Below are 20,924 nucleotides of genomic sequence, written 5' to 3' on the forward strand. Positions count from 1 at the left end.
ATATGTACAGATACTAAAAAGAAAGTAGCTGAAAACGATGTCAACGATAAAATATTCTGTTTTAGATTTAGCACCAGTCCTTGAAGGTGGATCACCTAGTGAGTCATTAGCGAACTCGCGCGATTTAGCCAAACATGCAGAAAAATTAGGTTATACGAGATATTGGCTGGCCGAACACCATAATATGCCGGGCATTGCTAGTTCAGCCACATCTATTGTCATAAGTGATATTGCCCGCGCTACCAATACAATTAGAGTAGGATCTGGGGGCATTATGTTACCGAATCACTCTTCTTTAGTGATTGCTGAACAATTCGGTACACTCGAATCACTTTACCCAGGAAGAATTGATTTAGGCTTAGGTCGTGCGCCAGGTACTGACCAACTTACTGCGGTGGCATTAAGAAGGACTCGACGAACAGATGCCGAAGATTTCCCTCAACAAGTGGAAGAATTGAGAACTTACTTTGATCCTTCACGCTCGGAACAACCATTACCAGTTAGAGCGGTTCCAGGAGAAGGCTTGAATATTCCAATATGGTTACTCGGTTCAAGTGGGTATAGTGCGCAACTTGCGGGTCAGCTAGGTTTGCCTTTCTCTTTTGCTAGCCATTTTTCACCGGACAATACATTACCAGCAATTGATCTATACCACCGGAGCTTTAAACCATCTGATGTATTAAAAGAACCTTATGTAATGGTTGGTGTGAATATCATTGCAGGGGAATCAAACGAAGAAGGACAATACCTAGCAAGCTCTCTTTATCAATCTTTCTTAGGCATGATGCGTAATAAACGTGGAAAGATGTTGCCTCCTGTTGAGAATATGGACGAAGTTTGGACACCTATAGAGAAACAATTATTACAACAACAATTAGGTTCTTCCATTATTGGTGGTCCTGAGAAAGTGAAAGAAAAGCTTGAAATATTCCTTGGTGAAACTGGCGCAAATGAGATCATCGTCAATGCTCAAATCTATGACCATGATAAAAGAAAAGCATCTTATCAGCATGTGGCAAATGTAATGAAGGAAATAAACGCTTAAGAACTTTGAACATCGAAAGCAAACAAAACTACTTGAAATCTAGTTTGCATGTTTGCTTTCGAACCCATTGTTCTCTTTCATACGCGATCGTACTTAGAAGTCTGGGTTACATGGTTTTAGTTGTGGTACGGAGCACCCTTCCTCATCCATCATTTTGATTCACTTCCGATCTTCTTCCCTAGAAAGTGAATCAATTTTTGCTTCAGCTAAGCGGCGATAAAGATTGCTCATATGAACCAATGAGTTAATCATTAATACCTCTTTCATTTCATTGTTCGGTTGGGGGATTTTTTCATTATAATTTTGAGCAATCGATTTCTCCATCCAGTCAACATTTTCATTAAATTGTTCTTCATTCTCATTTATCATGTCAACATACATATCATAAACGTCTTCTATATTCACTCCTTCTTTTTGCACTTCCTCGTTCAGACTCTCTAACGTTGTTTTAATGTCCTGAATCGATAATATACCTTTCAGTTGATAAATAAGGCTCATCGTTAATATATGTTCTTTACTGTAACGCTTATTTTTAATGGGTGGTAATAGTTTTCCTTTGGCATAATTATTAATCATTGTTTTTGTTAAGATTTTCTCATCTTCATTTCGTTTATAAGAATGGTAGTTTTGTTCAAACAGTTGTATGACTTGATCCATATATAAAGCGATAGACGGAATGTCTTCCATGCGAATAGGCTTTCCTTGTCTGATTTTTTCTTGTTTTTCCATCATTTATCCCTCATTATTTTTCTTACTATCATACATCCTATCATTAGAAATGTAAATGTTGACTATATATTATAGTTAGTAGTAATATTATATGTAGTATTAAAAACTACTTATAATATTATTAGGGGTGTTATCATGTCGTTTATAAGAGAACCCATCAATAGCTTAACTCATTTCGTTGGCGCAATATTGTCATTTATAGGTTTACTGGCCTTAATCATCAAAGCATCATTACATAACGGAACAAACATTGCCATATTCTCCGTTACTTTTTTCGGTATTAGTATGATGTTACTTTATCTCGCTTCCTCCACTTATCATGGGGTGAGAGCAAAACATACAGTTATTGCTTTCTTGAGAAAAGTTGACCATTCAATGATTTTCGTTTTAATTGCTGGTTCTTATGCACCTTTCTGTTTAATCGCACTTGATGGCGTATTAGGAATAAGTTTATTCGCTTTCGTTATCACGACATCCATTCTTGGTGTATTATTTAAAATGGTCTGGTTTAGTTGTCCTAGATGGTTATCCACTTTTTTATATATTCTTCTTGGTTGGGTTATCATCATCGCCTTCCTCCCATTAAGTAAAGCATTGAGCACAGCAGGTCTCGTATGGTTAATTCAAGGGGGCGTATTTTACACAATCGGTGGCGTTATTTATGCGGTCAAACCTAAATTCATGGAATTTAAACATATGGGGTTTCATGAGATCTTTCATATCTTTATCTTATTAGGAACGCTTTGTCACTTTATTAGCGTATATGGCTACGTTCTTTAATAAATTGATTGGTCATGGCAATATTATGTTTGTGTAAAAAAATGAAAGGCTAAGTGAGATAGATGTCTATTTTACTCATTAGCCCTTCTATTCTTTATTTAATTAACTTTTTTAATAGCTTTAATGACTTTTCACTCGGATACCGAAATGGAAAATCCACTTTTGTTGTTTGTTTTAAGATGCTTTTATAATGCGTAAATGCATCAAAACTTGCCCGTCCGTGATAAGATCCAATTCCACTATTGCCTACACCACCAAATGGTAAATGTGGGGAACTTAAATGCATGACTGTATCATTGATACAACCACCACCAAAAGAAATTGATTGCAAGATTTTTTGCTGGACTTTTTTATCATCTGAGAAAAGATAAAGTGCTAGCGGTTTCGGTTGTTCATTTATTTTGCTAATGACATCATCTAATTCCTTATAACACAATACTGGAAGGATCGGACCGAAAATTTCATCTTGCATAATCGGATCTTGCCAATTAATTTCAGTTAAGATGGTCGGTTCGATCAGATGATTTGATTCATCCACTCTCCCCCCATAATAAGATTGACCATTAGTTAAAAATGTAGAAAGCCTTTTAAAATGCTTCTCATTGACAATCTTTGTGTAAGATGTATTTTCTATTGCATTCTCTCCATAAAGACTTTCTATCTGAGCTGTGACTTCCTTAAGAAACTTGTCATGAATCTCTTGATGGACATAAACAAAATCGGGTGCTACACATGTTTGTCCAGCATTTAAGAATTTCCCCCATACTAACCTTTTGGCCGCATGGTTTATTTGGGCATCATGATGAATAATTGCTGGACTTTTTCCTCCCAGTTCTAACGTAACAGGTGTTAAATGATTAGCGGCTGCTTTCATAATGTGACGACCCACTGCTACACTCCCAGTAAAGAAAATATGATCCCAAGATTCTTCTAACAAATTTTCACTAACTTCCACGCCACCTTCCACAACTGTAATATATTCAGCTGGAAAATGCTCCTCGATAAGGTGAGCAATTAAACGAGAAGTGTGAGGTGTTAATTCGGAAGGTTTGATGACTGCTGTATTGCCTGCGGCGATTGCACCAATTAATGGCGCAATCGCTAATTGAAAGGGATAGTTCCATGGTGCAATGATTAATGTATTACCATATGGCTCAGGATAAATCATACTTTTTGAACCGAACGTAGTTAAAGATGATTTTACTTTTGCAGGTCTCGACCACTTTTTCACATGTTTAATTGTAAATTTTATTTCCTCTAGTAAAACAGCAATCTCTGTTAAAAAGGAGTCAAAAAATGATTTCCGTAAATCTTTTTGCAAAGCCTCCGCTATGCTGCTTTCGTTCTCCTTAATTAAACTTCTTAATGTATATAATGCGTCCAATCGGTATGTAAGTGCTTTTGTTTTACCCGTATGAAAGAATGCTTTTTGCTGTGCTAAAATATTTTTTTCCATGCTCTTCCCTCTTTCTATTTTCAATTTTATATACCTCCTGCAGGAAAATGGTTTTACACTCTTGAATATATACTAAAAAAATGAGGTGAATCCTATGCGAAAAAAACTGCCATATTTGATTCTTCTATTTGCTATTCTTTATATATTTTTTATACCTGAGGAACCGACAGTCCTAAAAATCTTTTTCAAATTAGTACCGATGATTCTTATTATTCTATACACCTATCGCAATCGGCAAGAAACTAAACCTATTCACTACTATTTTATTTTTTTAGGTCTTATTTTTTGTATGTTCGGTGACGGTCTTCTCATTTGGTTTGTGGTTGGATTAACCGCATTTTTAATCGGTCATATATTCTATACGATTGGCTTCTTTAAGATCTGGGAATACTCTTTAGCTAGGTTTCTTTCTTTTATTCCTATTCTTGCCTATGGCATCTTTATGAGTTCTGAATTTGTGGAAGCTCTTCACAACCGCAATGAAAATGAATTGATTATACCAGTTATCCTTTATATCGCTGTCATATCATTGATGTTTTGGTCTGCTATTATGTCAGGGCAATTGTATGCCATCATTGGTAGTTTACTCTTTGTCATTTCTGATAGTGTGTTAGCTTGGAATAAATTTATTTCTTCCATTCCTTTCTCTGGAAGCATTATTATGATTACCTATTATTTAGCACAATTTTTAATTGCTTTTAGCTTGCTTCATACAGTCAAACAAGTGAAGATACAGAAACCAATTTCACCCATAGCAACAAAAGGATAATTTTTCAAATTTATGTTAAAATAAAGAAATAACCTAAATTGGGCATTAGCATAAAATAACAATAAGCAAATTTATTTCACTCTCCCTTTTAGGCTTAACTAGCTATACTCTATCTTACATTGTAAAAGGAGGATACCAGTATGAACAAGAAACAGCATTCTTTTCATTCACAAGATAATGGCGAAAATCATGAAAATGAATTAGAGACAGTTGAGACAGCTGCTGAAAGAATTGAAAGAAAACCAGAATTTGATACGTTCGGGACGGGGTTAAATGGTTACGGAAATTAAGAACAAAAAAATGATGGTGATTCATTTTAAAGATGAATCACCATCATTTTTCATGCCGTAACCTCTTCTTGCTCATTACTTTCCTGTTTCTTCTTCTTCACTGGCATTAAGCTTCTTTCCAACCAGCCCATTATCACATCTGCAATTACTGCCATAAATGCTGTTGGAATAGCTCCAGCTAAAATGATTGCCGTTCCGTCTTGCGCATTTGTTCCACGCATAATAATATCACCAAGTCCCCCAGCACCAATAAAAGTACCTATTGTTGCAATACCAATCGTAATGACTAGAGCTGTTCGAAGCCCTGCCATAATGACAGAAAGAGAAAGCGGGATTTCAACCATTCTTAATATTTGCCATTTTGTCATACCCATTGCTTTACCTGACTCTATTAAAGTATGATCTACATTCCTAATTCCTGTGTAAGTATTCTTAATAATAGGCAATAAGGAGTATAGGAATAGTGCAAAAACGACTGTATTTGTTCCAAGGCCCATCACAAGCATTAATACTGCGAGCATAGCGAGTGCAGGGATCGTTTGAATAACATTGGCTAACGAGAGAACTACACTACTCAAACGTGAATATCTTGCTATCAAGATGCCAACAGGAATACCTACTATCGCTGCAAATAAAACCCCGTAGGCTGACATTAGAAAATGTCTAAAGAACTGTTCCCATACATAAGAACCGTTATTTGTAAAATAAGTAATTAAGTCAGAAAACACATCCATTTAAGCCACCCCCTATTCCTTATCACGGAAATAATTATTTTCTTCTAAAAATTCTTCAGCAATGATTGCGGGTTCTCTTAATTCCCCATCTGCTGCATAATTTAATTCTTGCATTTTTTCTGTACTTATTTTTCCAACTAATCTCTCTAATAATGGATCAAGTTCAGGGTACTTCTCTAAAATTTCTTTACTCGCAACAGTAGAGGAATCATATGGAGGGAAGAAATTCTTATCATCTTCTAATACTTTTAAATTAAAGGCTTTTATACGTCCATCCGTCGTGTAAGCTAAAACGACATCCATTTCGCCCGATGCCGCTGCTTGGTAAACAAGTCCAATTTGCATAGGATACACATTCGAAAAATCAAAACCATATGTTTCAACAAAACCATCATATCCATCTCCTTCACGATTCAACCATGAAGTATCTACACCGAAATTTATTTCATTTGCTAATGCCTCTAAATCAGATACCGTTTCTAAATCCTCTGCTTCTGCTAATTCATCAGTTACGGTAAAAGCATACGAGTTCTCAAACCCATAAGAATCATACCATTTTTGATTAAACTTCTCGTCAAACTCTTCTTGGACAACTTCCATTGCCTTATCAGGGTCAAGTACTGGCTCCATTCCTAATGGTCCTGCGATATCTGTGCCTGTATAACGAGTAGCTGATATATCTACATCATTACTCACCATTGCCTGGTGAAGCACAATAGAAGATCCAAGATTATTAACCATATTTACACTGAGATCGGTTTCTTCTTCAATTAACTGTTTAATGATTTGACCGACAATTTGTGATTCAGAGGTGACCACAGTCCCTACTGAAATAGAATCTTCACTAGATCCGCTTAAACCAGGAAGTGAACAGCCTGATAATAAAAGAGTCATCGTTAACATCATCGTCATGAAAATTTTTTTGCTTTTTATCAAACTAATCACCACCTTATGCTGTTTTTTCTTTGTCACGCATTGATTTAGGCGTAACCTTAAATTCTAATTTTCCAAGTATTAAATCGACTATTAATGCGAGTATGGTGACAGGAATCGCACCTGCAATGATAAACTCAGTTTGATATAAATTTAACCCGCTAAAAATAAAATCACCTAAACCGCCTGCACCAATAAACGCAGCTAACGTAGCCCACCCAATTAAATATACTGTCGATACACGAATACCCGCCATAATAACAGGGATGGACAGTGGTAGTTCAACATATCGAATTCTTTCCCATCCAGTCATGCCCATCCCACGGCCAGCTTCTAATAAGCTTTTATTAACATCTTTCACACCTGTATATGTGTTTCTTAAGATAGGCAGGACTGAATAGAAAAATAAAGCAATAATGGCGGGGATTTTACCTATTCCAAGAATAGGAATAAAAAAAGCTAAAATTGCGAAACTTGGAATTGTTTGAATCATACCAAGCACTGCCATTACGGGTGATGCCGCTTTATCGAATCTTGTAAGAAGAATACCTAAAGGAACAGCTACAATGACACCAAGAGCTGCAGCAATGACTGATATATATAAATGCTCCCAAGTTTTGATCAATAAATCCGAACCGTTATTATTTAAAAAGTCTATGATGGCACTCATTTATATCTCCCCCTTCTACTGTGCACTTTCTAGCTCTTCGTCTCCCCAAATAGAGTCATAAACGATATCGACTAAACTTGTTCTTGTCACAATACCGACAAGATGTCTTTGCTCATCTACAACCGGCACATATTTGAGCCCTTTCTTTAATATTTGCCTGATCGTATCACGTACAAGCGCATCTTTATACACAGAAAATGTATCAGGGATTAAGATATCGGCTACATCTTTTGCTTTTTTCCTGTTTTGATCAATGGCTTCCACATCAATATATCCTTCTAAAACTCCTTCTTGATCAATAACCAATAATGAGTCTACACGATTTGTTTTCATAACAGTTATCGCATTAGATAATTGCTCATCACTTGTAATCGTTACAGGATGCGCATTCATTATTTGCTCAACTGTTGTAATGTTTGGTTTTGCTTGCACTAATCTTTCTTTTCCAATAAATTCTTCAACAAATTCATCGGCAGGCTCACGTAAAATTTCGTCAGGAGTCCCACATTGTACAAGCTGTCCATCACGTAAAATGACAATCCTGTCTGCTAGTTTAAGCGCTTCGTCCATATCATGCGTAACAAAAACAATTGTTTTGTCTAACTTCTTCTGCAAGTTTTTAAACTCATCTTGGAGGGCATCTCTCGTAATTGGATCGAGTGCACCAAATGGTTCATCCATTAAGATTAACGGTTGATCAGCAGCTAACGCTCTCAAGACACCTATACGTTGCTGTTGCCCTCCACTTAATTCATGTGGATATCTCTCTAAATAATCAGGAGTCATATCAACGAGAGAAAGAAGCTCTTCTGCCCGACTTTTTCTTTTTTCTTCTGGCCATTTTAAAAGTTTAAGCACAAGTGAAATGTTTTCTTGAATAGTCATATGTGGAAATAGACCAATTTGTTGGATAACATAACCGATTTCTCTTCTCAGCTTAACCGGATCTTTTTCCATAATGTCTTCACCATTAATGAAGATTTTGCCTTCTGTTGGTTCAATTAAGCGGTTGATCATTTTCATTGTTGTTGTCTTTCCACAACCACTTGGGCCGATAAATACAATAAATTCACCCTTCTTAAATTCTAAATTTAAATTAGAAACGGCTGTTTTACCGCCTTTATATTTTTTTGATACATGCTCAAATTTCAGCATTTATAACACCCCCATTTTTTCTCTACCACAAACAATACCCAGTTCTCCGTAATATGAATCCTCTTGTCAGACTTTTTACTTACATAACGTAGTATATTATAAACTTTGTAAAATAAAAAGTTTACAAAGTGTACATATTTTATAAAAAATAGTTAAAATAAATATTGTATAATGTTTTTACTCGTTATATCTTATAATAGCTACGTAATCATACGAATTACTCCCAAAGGTGTGATTATGTAAATTTTTACAAATATGATACATTGACATTAACTAAATGATCCTTATATTGAAAGGGTGATTGGATTGAGCGAAAGTTTTGAGCAAATTGAATCTATTTTTATTGATAAAATAGCTGATAATATGAATACGTATGGTGTTTCCTCAACTGTGGGTAGAGTGTTAGGAATTATTTATATGCACAGAAAACCGATGACACTTAGCGAATTATCGGAAGCAACGGGCATGAGCAAAACACGAATGAGTCAAGTAGTAAGAGAAATGGTGGAGTTAAATATAGCGGAAAAAGTATTTGAGAAGGGCATCCGTAAAGACTTATACAACGTTGAACAAGACTATTACCAAACGTTCGTATCACTATTCACTTCCAATTGGCAAAAAGCGATACAAAAGAACAAACAATTTGAAAAGAAAATAAAAGAAGAACTACACCTTATCACATCAAAAAAGGAACTGACCGCCGAAGATGAATTAAAGATAAATGAATTATTAGCCGAAGCAAAGGAATGGATGGAATACTACAAATGGCTAGCTAATCTTGTGGAGTTTTTTGAAAGTGGGGAAGTATTTAAACATGTACCGAAGCCATACTAAAGAATTTGCTATACCCTTTCTTAAATATTTCTTGTAAAGTTTGTCCTATCTTCTCATATATATAACATATCCAACCGTTTCTAAGGTTAGGAAAAACAATTAAATGGGGATTGTTATATGTTAACTGGACTGATCATCATTTTTTTACTTGTGTTGTTTCTGCCCTTTAGTTCGAAAGTAGTCGAAGAAAATTTAGAAATATTTCTTTTCATTATGGGCGTTTTAGCTGTTTTTATTAGTCAAGTCTATACAGAAGCATTATTTTTTAAGGCAGCAATTGCACCAATTAACATCGCAATAGCGGTTTTTATAGCAGGTGTGTTATTCAAGTGGTTTCGACGCGGACTGCAAAATTCAATCGTCTATGTTAGTGAACGCGTACCCTTTTGGTTTTTTATTTTTTTCACAGTGATCTTTTTAGGACTGATTTCAAGTGTTATTACTGCAATTATTGCCGCACTCATTCTTGTCCTTATTGCTTCTTCACTTCCACTACATAGGCAATCACTAATCATTTTTGTTGTTCTTTCCTGTTTTTCTATTGGTCTAGGTGCATCTTTAACACCGATTGGTGAACCACTTTCAACAATCGCTATTAGTAAATTAAATGAGGATTTCTTCTTTCTTATCAATTTAGTTGGTAAAGAGATTCTAATTGCCTTGTTATTCTTCGGTTTCCTAGCCGCTATTTTTGTTAAACCAACCAGCCAAACAGATAAATTCAGCAAAATGGTGCACAACGAGGAAGAAGGCTATGGTGAAATAAGTATCCGTTCTTTAAAAATTTATTTCTTCGTAATGGGGTTAACATTTTTAGGTGCAGGATTTGAACCACTAATTAGTCAATATTTGATCAACCTATCGCCTTCTGCTCTGTACTGGATTAATACATTATCTGCAGTACTTGATAATGCGACATTAGCTGCTGCGGAAATTAGCCCTTCTATGAGTAATCAAACCATTCAAGCGATATTACTCGGCCTTTTAATAAGCGGTGGGATGCTTGTCCCCGGCAATATCCCGAATATTATTGCAGCCGGTAAATTAAATATTACGAGTAAAGAATGGGCGAAAATCGGTTTACCTATAGGACTAGTATTTATGCTTGCTTTTTTTATTGTGCTATTGTTTATTCAATAATTAATCGCCTTTAGATAATATAGCTTTCTTTAACATATACGATTGACCAGTTGTAGGTTCTATCTTATTAAACACTGATTATTTATATGAACAAAACTTCACATAATAGAGTAATAGCGGAGACAAATTGAATCATAAATGTCTCCGCTTCAACATTTGTAGTTTAATAAATAATGGTCTGATCATTTTTTGATTGCTGTATTATTCAACTAAATTTATTTCGAGGATTATTTTATGTATTCCTTTTTCATTTGTATAAGTATGAATAATGTCAAATCCACTTTTAATATTCACTCCTTATTTAAGCTAAATCAAATAAGGAGTGTACAACCGTTTCATTTCTTCCAATGGTCGTTTCAGCTTGGGATAATGAGTTCATAATTGCTTCTTCTGTTACTTCTGCTGCTGCTGCAAACAGCTCATTCATAATTGAATGATCTTCTCTTAAAGTTTTCATCGTATGCAAATAAGATGATTGTTTGTGCTTTATTGTATTTGCAGTAGAAAAAGCAATAACGATATCTCCACTACCATGACTATAATGGCTACCCGTCCTACCCAGTCCAATTCCACATCTTTTAGCAACTCGGTGTAATTGTCTATCACTTAACGGAGCATCTGTTGCTAATACAATTATAATTGATCCGTCAGCTGCTTTATCTAACTCTAAAGGATAATGTAGGTTGTTTTTAAAATAACGATTAAAAGGGAATTCAGGTTTTCCCCCAAAATTACTTAAGACAAGACATCCTACATGAAAGAATCTCCCGTCATTTACTGACAATTTTCTAGAAGAAGTACCTATCCCTCCTTTATAGCCAAAACATACCATTCCCTTACCTGCACCAACTGCACCTTCTTCCACTGGATTTGTTGAAGCGTTCAAGATGGCTTCTATAGTATCTTTAGGTGTAACAACCATTTCTCTTATTGAATTCAGTAGACCATCATTACACTCTCCAGTGACAATATTAATCGTCCCTGTTGTATCTCCAATGTCTTTATTTTCTTGTAACATATATTGCAGGGTACCTTGTGTAACTGCCGGGACTGAAAATGTATTGGTTAACATAATGGGTGATTCTATCTGTCCTAATTCATTTACTTGTACCAGCCCAGTGGTTTTACCAAAACCATTAATAACATACGATGTGGCCACTACTTTTTCTTTAAACAAATTACCACCATGTGGTAAAATGGCTGTGACACCTGTACAGGCATATCCTGTTTCCGTCTTTTCATCAATGGTTTTATGACCGACTCTCACCCCGGGAACATCAATCAAGCAATTATTTTCCCCTGTTGGTATACTACCAATGATTATTCCTCTTTCTCGTATTTTCAATGCTTTTCTCTCCATTTCTTTCAATACCAAAAAAGCAACCTTCCTTGAAGAAGGTTGCTTTTTTTTATTCATTCGTTAACTTATTTAATTCATCAGTTAATTCAATAAATCTCTCTTCGTTTCTTTCTTCAAGAGCGTTATCAATTTCTTGGCGGAGCTTTTTCATTCTGAAGTCAAGTATAGCCTTATTTAACACTTGTTCCGCTACGACTGAGTATTGGTTTTCATCGGTTTGGACTGTTGAGTTAAGCGTGTACTTTTCCATTTTGAAATCAACCCCTTGACCTTTTTTCTATTATAACAAAAAATTTCTGATAATTCAAACCTTAAATGAAATTTATCTTATACTCTATTATTAATTGTTGTTAATATAAATATTACCCCGTACTATCTTGATTTAAACCTTTTTAAAATATGTTTATTCACTTCCTTGCAAATATAATTTTCTTTACTATAATGGATATTTAGGGAATCAAAATATATCTATTGGTATATATATTTATAAATGAGGTGGGGTTTTGGATCAATCAACAAATTCATTACAAAAAGAAAGAATTTGGACTAAGGATTTTACATTAATTTGTTTTGCAAACTTCTTTGTATTTTTAGGTTTTCAAATGACATTACCAACATTGCCTTTGTTTGTCGAAGAACTTGGTGGCAATGACCAATTAATCGGGTTAGTCATCGGGATATTTACCTTTTCATCCCTTATTATGCGTCCTTTTGCGGGACATGCGTTAGAATCAAAAGGCAGGCGGTTTGTCTTTCTTATTGGACTAGCTGTATTTGTTCTTTCCGTTGGAGTCATTGGCTTTATTACGAGTATATCCTTTCTCCTTATACTCAGATTAGTTCAGGGTTTAGGATGGGGATTCTCTACAACAGCTTCAGGGACAATCGCAACAGATCTTATTCCACAGAAAAGACGCGGCGAAGGGATGGGTTACTTTGGACTATCAGGTAATCTCGCTCTTGCCTTTGGTCCTACTTTAGGATTAGCACTTATTGGTAATATTAGCTTTACTTCCTTATTTCTAATCTGTTCTTTATTAGGACTCGCTGCTTTCATCCTTTCATCATTCATAAAATATAAACAAGTAGATCATACTGCTAGCGTAGTAGAAAAGAAAAAGTTTGATGTTTACGAGAAATCCGCTCTGCCCCCTTCCATATTAATCTTCTTTGTAACCGTTACATTTGGAGGGATTGCTACATTTCTACCTATCTATTCATTACAAAAAGGTATTGATGGAATTGAATGGTATTTCTTTCTCTATGCTTTAGCTCTGCTCATAAGCCGTACTTTTGCAGGTAGAATTTATGATAAAAGAGGGCATCAAGCTGTATTTATTCCAGGTGTGCTCCTTATTATTGCTGCCATGCTTCTACTCGCATGGTTACCGAGTAATGCGATTCTATTTACTGCAGCCATATTATATGGTTTAGGTTTCGGTACGATCCAACCAGCTTTGCAAGCTTGGTCTGTTAAAGAAGCACCGGTCAATCGTAGAGGAATGGCTAATGCCACGTTCTTTTCTTTTTTTGATTTAGGAATCGGTATTGGATCAATTATGTTTGGGCAAATCGCTTTTTACTTAGGATATAGCTCTATCTATATCGTTGCTGCCATTTCAGTTGTTGTTTCTCTATTCATCTATATTGGTATGTTATTACAAATGAGAAAGAACCGCTAACAATCTTGTAAAAAAAATAAGCCTAATAGAAAGCCCGAAAAGACATTTTTTCATTGTGATTAAGATGTTTTTCGGGTTTTTAATTATGACTTATACCAAACTATTATCTCCAAGCTTCGAGATTAGACCGCCTTCATAGGACTGTCTCTTTTATCTTCACACTGCCTCTTTCCTCACATTCAGTCGATCCTTTTCTTCAACCTTATTTATAATCATCCCAAATAAAGCTGCTAATATTTGTTGAAATAGCATGCCAATAACAACAGGCACGGCCACTGGCGGTGGGAAATAGGCAACGGCTAATACAGAGCCTGCACTAATGTTTCGCATACCACCATTAAAAGTAATCGCAATCACCGCTTCTCTATTTTTCCCTACTATTTTTCTAGCAATTAAAAAAGCTACTAAGTATCCTGTAAAGGCTATAAAGAAGACGGTGACAACTAATGCTAGTAAACGTAAATCGAAGGCAGTCAAGTAGGATGAAACAACGGCACTATTAATCATTACAACAGTCGCCATACCTATTTTAGAAAATGGAGCAAGTCTTGCACTAAGTATGTTTGAAACCTTCTCTTTTGTGATCGAATTAACAATCATTGCCAAAATAGATGGAATGACAATCATCATGATTAACCCACTCACCATGCTTATGACATCCATTTCCACTTTTGCTCCTACTAAGAGCTTTAGTGTAAGTGGCACAAGTATTGGTGATAATAACGTATCAACGAGAATAATCGTTAAAGTCAATGGAATACTGCCTTTGTAAATGGAAACCCATATCAGGCTTGAGATTCCTGTAGGTATTGCCATCATTAAAATTAGACCAGTAATTGTATAAGTATCATTTGGAAAAGTAATATGACCAACAGTAAAGGCCCATAATGGCATAAAAATATGTAGAACAAATAAGACAATAAATAGTGGCAAAGGATGAGTGATGGCTTCTTTCATCGATGTAAAATTTGCTTTCAAACTACCTGCGAATGTCATAAATGCAAAGATCCATGGGATAAGACTATCTAGATTTTTTAAATAGACAGCAAAGCATATACCCAATATGACACTAGTAGGAGTAATCAAGGGCATCATTTTATCTAGCTGACTGTTTATTTTCGTTAATATCATCCCTCACTCCTTTCTCTTTTTTATACATATATATTTTAACACTTTTTAGCAATGAATTTTTCGATAAAATAAAAACGTAATATTATGCCTTTATGAGCACAATATTACGTTATTCTTGATTATTCACCTAAAACTTCCCGTAAGGTTACATGATAGTCGCCAATTTCACCTTCACGATACAGATTTGTTACTGATGTATAATATTGAGTTATTGCGGCTTTCATTCTAAGATTATTCGCCGGAACTTGCACATCAAAATTTTCTTCATATAAAAGCACAGCAATATCATGATAGTTCTCACTCGTTACTTTAAAGTCAATGGCAATTTGTTTTAAACCATTTACTAAGGTTTCCTTATATTGATTAATAGGTAATGTATAATTGTTTAATTGTATCTCTTGAACCATTATCGTCTGCTCCTTCCTTACAAATTTTATTCTAGCAAATAATGAGTGGATGTTATATTGATTTGCTTATTAAATACCAATGATACAACCTACATAGAAAAATGAATGGTGAGAAATATATTCTCATAACAAATAAAAAAACTAGCTAATGACTTCTTAACACCGTTCATACATACATCTATGGAAAAAAGCACTGGTTGCAATCAATGGCAAGCCAGTGCAGCATATAATTAAAGTTGGTTCATTTGCTCTGTTAATGTATCAATTAAAAAAGTGATATCACTATCAGTTATATTTAACGGTGGGGCAAGTGTAATAATATTATTATATCCAGCAACAGTTGCTCCGTTTTTACCTATTAGTACACCTTTCTCCTTACATCCGGAAATGATCTTATTCACATACTCCACAGCTAGCGGTTCCTTCGTCGCCTTATCCTCTACTAACTCAATACCTATTAATAAACCTTTTCCTCTCACATCCCCTACATAAGGGTGATGTTGCAGCTTTTGCAGTAATGTCCTCTTTAGCGCATCCCCAGCTGTTTTCGACCGTTCGTACAGCTTCTCATCTTCCATAATCTCCAGGTTTTTCAATGCTAAAGCGCAAGCAGCAGGGTTTCCTCCAAAAGTATTCACATGGCGAAAGTAATCATATTCTTCTGTTCCTTTGAAATAATCATAGATTTCTTTTTTCACTGCGGTAGCTGACAATGGTAAATACGCACTTGTTATCCCTTTTGCCATCGTAATAATATCTGGTGAGACCTCATAATTCATAAATCCAAACGGTTCACCCGTGCGACCAAAGCCATTAATAACTTCATCACTAATAAGCAATGCCCCGTGCTTCTCACAAACCTCTTTTACTCCTTTCATATAGTTTTCTGGTGGCATAATAACCCCGCCACCTGTAATAATTGGTTCCATTATGACAGCTGCAACGGTCTCGCTTAGCTCCCATGTCATTACTTTATCTATATCCTGTACTGATTGAAGCTTGGTAGATGCCAAGGTTTCATCTTCCGGTTGGCGATACATATCAGGTGGTGCGACATGAATAAAGCCAGGTGCGAGCGGTTCATATTTATATTTTCTTTGCGCCTGCCCTGTTGCTGCAAGTGTTGCCATCGTATTCCCATGATACCCACGATACCTAGAAATAATCTTGTAGCGTTCATGTTCTCCCTTTTGTTTATAATACTGTCTAACGATTTTAAATGCGGTTTCATTCGCCTCTGAGCCACTATTTGAAAAGAAGAATACATAGCCGCCACCGAGCATTTCATTTAGTTTTTCAGCTAATTTTATCGCTGGTGTATGGCTTTGTGATAAAGGAAAATAACTCATCTCTTTTAATTGTTCGTATGCTGCTTCTGCGAGCTCTTTTCTACCATAGCCTGCATTTACACACCATAAACCTGCCATTGCATCTAAATAGCGATTACCTTCATGATCAGTAACCCAAGCACCATCTGCTTTTTCCGCTATAATTGTGCTATTAGGGCTAAATGGTTTCATCGCGTGCCAAACAACCTCTGCATCTTTCTTAAGCAACCCTTTCTCTTCCTTAATTTCAGCCATGCACTTTTCCTCCTTATTAATAATCAAAACGTGAGGTAATCATCTTCTTCCGGGTATAAAAATTAACGCCATCTTTCCCGTTTACATGCAAATCACCATAAAACGAATCCTTCCACCCAGAGAAAGGAAAAAAGGCCATTGTTGCTGGGACACCAATATTGATCCCTAACATACCTGCATCCGCTTCTTCTCTGAACTGACGAACAGCACGCGCATCTTTCGTATAAATCGTTGCACCATTTCCATATCTTGATTGACTAATATAAGCTAATCCCTCATCTAAATCTTTCGCTCGCAATAAACTTAGGACTGGGGCAAATATCTCATCCTTCGCAATAGTCATATCAGGTGTGACTTGATCAAAAATTGTCGGACCTAAAAATGTGCCGTTTTTCATTTCAGTCATAACAGCTCTACCATCACGTAACAGCTCTGCTCCTTCTTCAATGCCTTTCTCAATATATCCTAAAACTTTCTGACGATGAGAATCTCTTATAACTGGTGTTAGCAGGACTTCTTCATTAGAGCCTTCACCAATAATTAATTCATCTGCTGCTTGAGAAAGCTTTTCAACAAACTCAGATCCATCACCTACCACAACAACCGCACTACAAGCCATACAACGCTGACCGGCACTGCCAAATGTAGAGCTTATAATATGGCTAATCGCTTTCTCCATATCCGCATCTGGCATAACAATATGATGATTCTTCGCTCCTGATAATGCTTGCACTCTTTTACCGTAAGAAGCCGCTTTTTCATAGACATATTTCGCAACCGGTTGAGAACCAACAAATGAAATTGCTTTGACGAGGGGATGTTCCAGTAAGCCATTAACTACATCATGCGCACCGTGGACAACATTTAAGACGCCAGCTGGTGCACCAGCTTCCATAAACAACTTCGTCAACTCATTAGATAAAATAGGCGTTCGCTCTGATGGCTTAAGAACAAAAGTATTGCCACATGCAATGGCAAGTGGAAACATCCACAAAGGAACCATCATTGGGAAATTAAATGGTGTGATACCAGCGACAACTCCATGTGGGTAACGAAACATTTGTGAATCGATGTCTTCTGCAATCGTCGACAAAGTTTCTCCCATCATTAGTGTTGGGGCTCCAGCGGCAAATTCCACACATTCAATTCCCCTTTGCACTTCCCCATATGCTTCTTTATATGCTTTACCATTCTCTTCTACGATTAATTTTGCTAATCTTTCATGGTTTTCCGTTAACAAATGATGATATTTATAGAGAATTCTCGCTCTTTTTGGAACCGGTGTTTTTTTCCAAGTTTGAAAAGCATTTGCTGCTGCCTTTACTGCTTGATCAACATCTGATTTCATGGATATAGGTACCTTTGCAATAATTTCCCCAGTTGCTGGATTAGGCACCTCCATTGTTTCTGTAGATTGTGAAGGTACCCATTGGCCATTAATAAAATTCTGTAAAGTTTTCGTTCCCTGTTCAATTACGCTCATCATCAAACCTCCTATTAAAGATTGATTATTCTGATTTCATTATCTCTTATTTATTATCCCTTTTTCATTAGACATACTGTAAAAAGGATAACGGTCATTCATAAACAAACGGTCTATATGAAAGAATAGGGTAAATCTTGAAATCAGTGCCTCAAAGGAAATCGTAACAAGCAAAATAAACCGACTACTATAGAGACGGTTCATTCTTTTTTACTTTATTTGTTTTAAATCGATTGGTCGCTGGATAAAATCATAGCTTAATAGCATAAATTCCAATGCCAATCTTTTCTCATGACTCATAAAATCGGAGCCTAATAACTGCTCAATTTTTTCCAACCGATGATATAAAGTTTGTCTAACAATATACAATTTCTGTGCCGTATCTTTTTTTGAGCCATTACAAATTAAGTACATTTTTAATGTTTCCATTAACTTTGATTGATGTGCAGTATCATATTCAACAATCGGTCCTAAATATTCTTCGATCATTCCTTGTAAGTTCATATGCCTACTGGCAACTGAGATAATACGAAATATATGTAAGTCATCATAAAACATACTTGAATACGAACGATGATAAAATTGTTGATTCACTTGGATTGTTTCTAATGCCGTTTGATAACTCTCATGCACCGCATTCAAATCAGATACATATTTTCCAATTCCAAAATTAAAAGTCGTGTCTGATTGCAAATCCGAAAATAATTGCTTCATTTTTTCAATTGCTTGTACTACTCTCCTCTTCCAATCAGTTAATCCTCTTTCATTAAATAATATAAATACAATTGCTTTGTGCTTCTCAACGGCTAAGAAAGAAAAACCTTTTTGTTCTAATATGGAGCGAAAATACAACTTGAAGTAAGTTAAATTTTCTAACATTTCCACTTGATAGACACATACAACCGCCCCTCGAGGTGCATTCGGTAAATAGGCAGATACATGGTTTAGTAATGAAGGAGTCGTTTCCTTACCTTCTAACCAAGAATTTACCCACTCACTTTCTTCTAACCTTCTTTTTTCCTCTACATATAATTCACGAATAAAGAATTGTGCTAGAGCGTTAGCTGTTCTGTCTACAATTAGCTGATCATATTCTGTTAAGTGATGAGATGAAGAAATGATGATAAGTTCAGCAAATTTCTCTCCTAAAAGTTCAATAGTAGCTCTTACGACAAAACGTGAAGGTTCTTGTTGGGCTTGTACCTTCTTTAGGATATTTTCTCTTTTTATTTCCGGTAGTACAGGATAAAACTTCGTACTTTCATCTTGAAATAATAATAGAATTTGCACTTGCAATTCTTCATAAATGACCTTCAAAAGTTCATCATAATGATTAATAGAAAGAAGTTTCTTATTTAAGATATGAGAGATTTTTTCTAAATTAGCTAACATATCATATTGCTGATTAATTAAAGATGTATGAATGTCTTGCGTGATTTCCACGAAAGGAACTTCCTTTAATATGAGAATAATTGGGAAATTCGCTTTGTTTGCCATAGAGATAATTTCATGAGGTATGCCCTTCGTATAAGTGCCATATTCAATACATAAGCCTGCTGCATTCGACTTAATTAACTGTTGTACAATTGAGATAAATAATTCCTTTCTCTCTCGCCATGCAACAGCGGTTGAAAGGATTAGTTCATTTCCTTTTAAAAGATTCCCTATTTTCGTTACCTCAACAATATGAACCCACTTCACTTGATCTACTAACCCATCTTTCCCTGCAACTATTTCTATTTGATCGAAATGCTTCCTTTGCAAGATATCATTGACGGTTAAATAGGATTTCATTCTCGCCCTCCTAAATTCTGAATATATAGAATATTAATAGATAACTAGACAAATTGTCAAATATAATAGAAATATTTAATACATTCAGTAAACATAAGAGGCCCACTCCCATGAAAATAAATGTTTATTCTTTTTACACATTTCTTAAACGCATTGCAACAATTCTTCGGACAACCACTCTTCATACTCAGCAAGAATTCTTTATGTATTCCGTCATATAAATGAGGTTCATAAAATGAAACCCAGCGCTTTATACTGTTTGTACGCTGGGTTTGATAATTTCTTCAAATGTGACAAGTTGTAGATGATGAGGAAGCTTTTCCTCTGTAGACAATGTGCAAATTGATAAGCTATATTGCTTTAGGAGGTTATATACCTTTACTTTTCCCCCTGGATACCGTTTTTGTTGATGGTTGACATCGAATTCACTCCGATTTTTTTCTTCGAGTTCTATTTCTTGGAGGTCTACAAGTAAACCAGTACCGATGGCTTTTAAATAGCTTTCTTTTATCGTCCAACGATTAAAAAAATCTTTCGCTCCCATACACTCTTCTTCCTCTCGAAACAATAGGGAGTGTAACTCTGGCTTTGGTTTAGTTATTTTTTCTAAATCTATCCCAACCATTCCATCAGTTCCAACGGCACACACACACCAATCACCTGAATGAGACAAGCTAAAAGGGGGAAAAGGGTCCGCGTTCAAAAAAGGTTTACCGTATTTGCTGAATTCGAGCTTTGTAAGATCAACTTTAGGTAACTTCTTCATGAGTATTTTCCTTAATAATAGATAACCTACTAACGTACGATATGCATCTTCTATTCTTCTATAACGTTGGATTTGTGTTCTTTTTAATGGTGGTAAATAGTCGCTATAATGATGTAAAGTTACCTCTGAATGTACTTGCGGTAATCGACAAGCAAAAACTTCAAGCATACCTTCCCCTCCTTC

The 20,924-nt window shown here is 35.6% G+C and carries 21 protein-coding genes; 7 read left to right on the forward strand and 14 right to left on the reverse strand.

Going from position 1 to position 20,924, the window contains the following annotated elements; genetic code table 11:
• The first annotated feature begins 37 nt into the window (after window positions 1–37).
• Window positions 38–1,045, forward strand: a complete 1,008-nt coding sequence (locus MKX67_RS12930) for an LLM class flavin-dependent oxidoreductase (protein ID WP_342488288.1) — start codon at window positions 38–40, stop codon at window positions 1,043–1,045.
• A 159-nt stretch (window positions 1,046–1,204) separates the two neighbouring features.
• On the opposite strand, the gene MKX67_RS12935 is transcribed toward MKX67_RS12930, so the two are convergent.
• A complete protein-coding gene (locus MKX67_RS12935) occupies window positions 1,205–1,774 on the reverse strand; it encodes a DUF1836 domain-containing protein (protein ID WP_233435240.1) in 570 nt (189 codons plus the stop codon).
• A 135-nt stretch (window positions 1,775–1,909) separates the two neighbouring features.
• Between MKX67_RS12935 and MKX67_RS12940 the strand changes: the two genes are divergently transcribed.
• Window positions 1,910–2,554 (forward strand): hemolysin III family protein, encoded by a 645-nt coding sequence (locus tag MKX67_RS12940; protein WP_224938360.1) that lies wholly within the window; start codon window positions 1,910–1,912, stop codon window positions 2,552–2,554.
• 94 nt (window positions 2,555–2,648) lie between these two features.
• Here the strand turns inward: MKX67_RS12940 and MKX67_RS12945 are convergent, their stop codons facing one another.
• Window positions 2,649–4,010, reverse strand: a complete 1,362-nt coding sequence (locus MKX67_RS12945; RefSeq protein ID WP_342488289.1) for an aldehyde dehydrogenase — start codon at window positions 4,008–4,010, stop codon at window positions 2,649–2,651.
• 94 nt (window positions 4,011–4,104) lie between these two features.
• Here MKX67_RS12945 and MKX67_RS12950 point away from each other — a divergent pair, with 94 nt between their 5' ends.
• Window positions 4,105–4,779: a lysoplasmalogenase gene (locus tag MKX67_RS12950; protein ID WP_307313548.1), complete on the forward strand. Its 675-nt coding sequence runs from the start codon at window positions 4,105–4,107 to the stop codon at window positions 4,777–4,779.
• A 140-nt stretch (window positions 4,780–4,919) separates the two neighbouring features.
• Window positions 4,920–5,069 (forward strand): hypothetical protein, encoded by a 150-nt coding sequence (locus tag MKX67_RS12955; RefSeq protein ID WP_157733963.1) that lies wholly within the window; start codon window positions 4,920–4,922, stop codon window positions 5,067–5,069.
• 50 nt (window positions 5,070–5,119) lie between these two features.
• Here MKX67_RS12955 and MKX67_RS12960 read toward each other — a convergent pair whose 3' ends face one another.
• Genes MKX67_RS12960 through MKX67_RS12975 form a run of 4 tightly spaced genes read right to left on the reverse strand, consistent with a single transcriptional unit; the run spans window position 5,120 to window position 8,561 of the window.
• Window positions 5,120–5,803, reverse strand: a complete 684-nt coding sequence (locus tag MKX67_RS12960) for an ABC transporter permease (RefSeq protein WP_095373075.1) — start codon at window positions 5,801–5,803, stop codon at window positions 5,120–5,122.
• 12 nt (window positions 5,804–5,815) lie between these two features.
• Window positions 5,816–6,715, reverse strand: coding sequence for an osmoprotectant ABC transporter substrate-binding protein (locus tag MKX67_RS12965; RefSeq protein ID WP_095373674.1), 900 nt, complete (start codon window positions 6,713–6,715; stop codon window positions 5,816–5,818).
• Between the two features lie 37 nt (window positions 6,716–6,752).
• Window positions 6,753–7,406, reverse strand: a complete 654-nt coding sequence (locus MKX67_RS12970) for an ABC transporter permease (protein ID WP_095373074.1) — start codon at window positions 7,404–7,406, stop codon at window positions 6,753–6,755.
• A gap of 15 nt (window positions 7,407–7,421) precedes the next feature.
• Entirely contained in the window at window positions 7,422–8,561 is a 1,140-nt protein-coding gene (locus MKX67_RS12975) for a betaine/proline/choline family ABC transporter ATP-binding protein (RefSeq protein ID WP_095373073.1), read from the reverse strand.
• Window positions 8,562–8,867: 306 nt separating this feature from the next.
• Here MKX67_RS12975 and MKX67_RS12980 point away from each other — a divergent pair, with 306 nt between their 5' ends.
• Both MKX67_RS12980 and MKX67_RS12985 read left to right on the forward strand, forming a co-directional pair.
• On the forward strand, window positions 8,868–9,395 hold the full coding sequence (locus MKX67_RS12980) for a GbsR/MarR family transcriptional regulator (protein WP_233435238.1): 528 nt from the start codon (window positions 8,868–8,870) through the stop codon (window positions 9,393–9,395).
• Window positions 9,396–9,512: 117 nt separating this feature from the next.
• A complete protein-coding gene (locus tag MKX67_RS12985) occupies window positions 9,513–10,535 on the forward strand; it encodes a DUF1646 family protein (RefSeq protein WP_342488290.1) in 1,023 nt (340 codons plus the stop codon).
• 301 nt (window positions 10,536–10,836) lie between these two features.
• Here the strand turns inward: MKX67_RS12985 and MKX67_RS12990 are convergent, their stop codons facing one another.
• Both MKX67_RS12990 and MKX67_RS12995 read right to left on the reverse strand, forming a co-directional pair.
• Complete coding sequence (locus tag MKX67_RS12990; protein WP_340978542.1) at window positions 10,837–11,895, reverse strand: P1 family peptidase; 1,059 nt, start codon at window positions 11,893–11,895, stop codon at window positions 10,837–10,839.
• A gap of 49 nt (window positions 11,896–11,944) precedes the next feature.
• Window positions 11,945–12,145 carry an IDEAL domain-containing protein gene (locus MKX67_RS12995; protein WP_224938368.1) on the reverse strand — a complete coding sequence of 67 codons (201 nt, stop codon included), beginning with the start codon at window positions 12,143–12,145 and terminating at the stop codon, window positions 11,945–11,947.
• Between the two features lie 253 nt (window positions 12,146–12,398).
• On the opposite strand from MKX67_RS12995, the gene MKX67_RS13000 reads away from it, so the two are divergent.
• Window positions 12,399–13,577, forward strand: coding sequence for an MFS transporter (locus MKX67_RS13000; protein WP_322909457.1), 1,179 nt, complete (start codon window positions 12,399–12,401; stop codon window positions 13,575–13,577).
• Between the two features lie 156 nt (window positions 13,578–13,733).
• Here MKX67_RS13000 and MKX67_RS13005 read toward each other — a convergent pair whose 3' ends face one another.
• The 6 genes from MKX67_RS13005 to MKX67_RS13030 form a co-directional block, all read right to left on the reverse strand.
• Window positions 13,734–14,708: a bile acid:sodium symporter family protein gene (locus MKX67_RS13005; protein WP_342488291.1), complete on the reverse strand. Its 975-nt coding sequence runs from the start codon at window positions 14,706–14,708 to the stop codon at window positions 13,734–13,736.
• A 119-nt stretch (window positions 14,709–14,827) separates the two neighbouring features.
• A complete protein-coding gene (locus MKX67_RS13010) occupies window positions 14,828–15,115 on the reverse strand; it encodes a DUF3219 family protein (protein ID WP_224938371.1) in 288 nt (95 codons plus the stop codon).
• Between the two features lie 230 nt (window positions 15,116–15,345).
• Window positions 15,346–16,698, reverse strand: coding sequence for an aspartate aminotransferase family protein (locus MKX67_RS13015; protein WP_095373068.1), 1,353 nt, complete (start codon window positions 16,696–16,698; stop codon window positions 15,346–15,348).
• A 16-nt stretch (window positions 16,699–16,714) separates the two neighbouring features.
• Window positions 16,715–18,181, reverse strand: coding sequence for a CoA-acylating methylmalonate-semialdehyde dehydrogenase (locus MKX67_RS13020; RefSeq protein ID WP_095373067.1), 1,467 nt, complete (start codon window positions 18,179–18,181; stop codon window positions 16,715–16,717).
• Between the two features lie 210 nt (window positions 18,182–18,391).
• Window positions 18,392–19,975, reverse strand: coding sequence for a PucR family transcriptional regulator (locus tag MKX67_RS13025; protein WP_095373066.1), 1,584 nt, complete (start codon window positions 19,973–19,975; stop codon window positions 18,392–18,394).
• A gap of 250 nt (window positions 19,976–20,225) precedes the next feature.
• Window positions 20,226–20,909, reverse strand: coding sequence for a 4'-phosphopantetheinyl transferase superfamily protein (locus MKX67_RS13030; RefSeq protein ID WP_342488292.1), 684 nt, complete (start codon window positions 20,907–20,909; stop codon window positions 20,226–20,228).
• Window positions 20,910–20,924: the final 15 nt, after the last annotated feature.

Origin of the sequence: Cytobacillus sp. FSL W7-1323 (genome assembly GCF_038595015.1) — a bacterium.
Taxonomy (GTDB): Bacteria; Bacillota; Bacilli; order Bacillales; family Cytobacillaceae; genus Cytobacillus; species Cytobacillus kochii.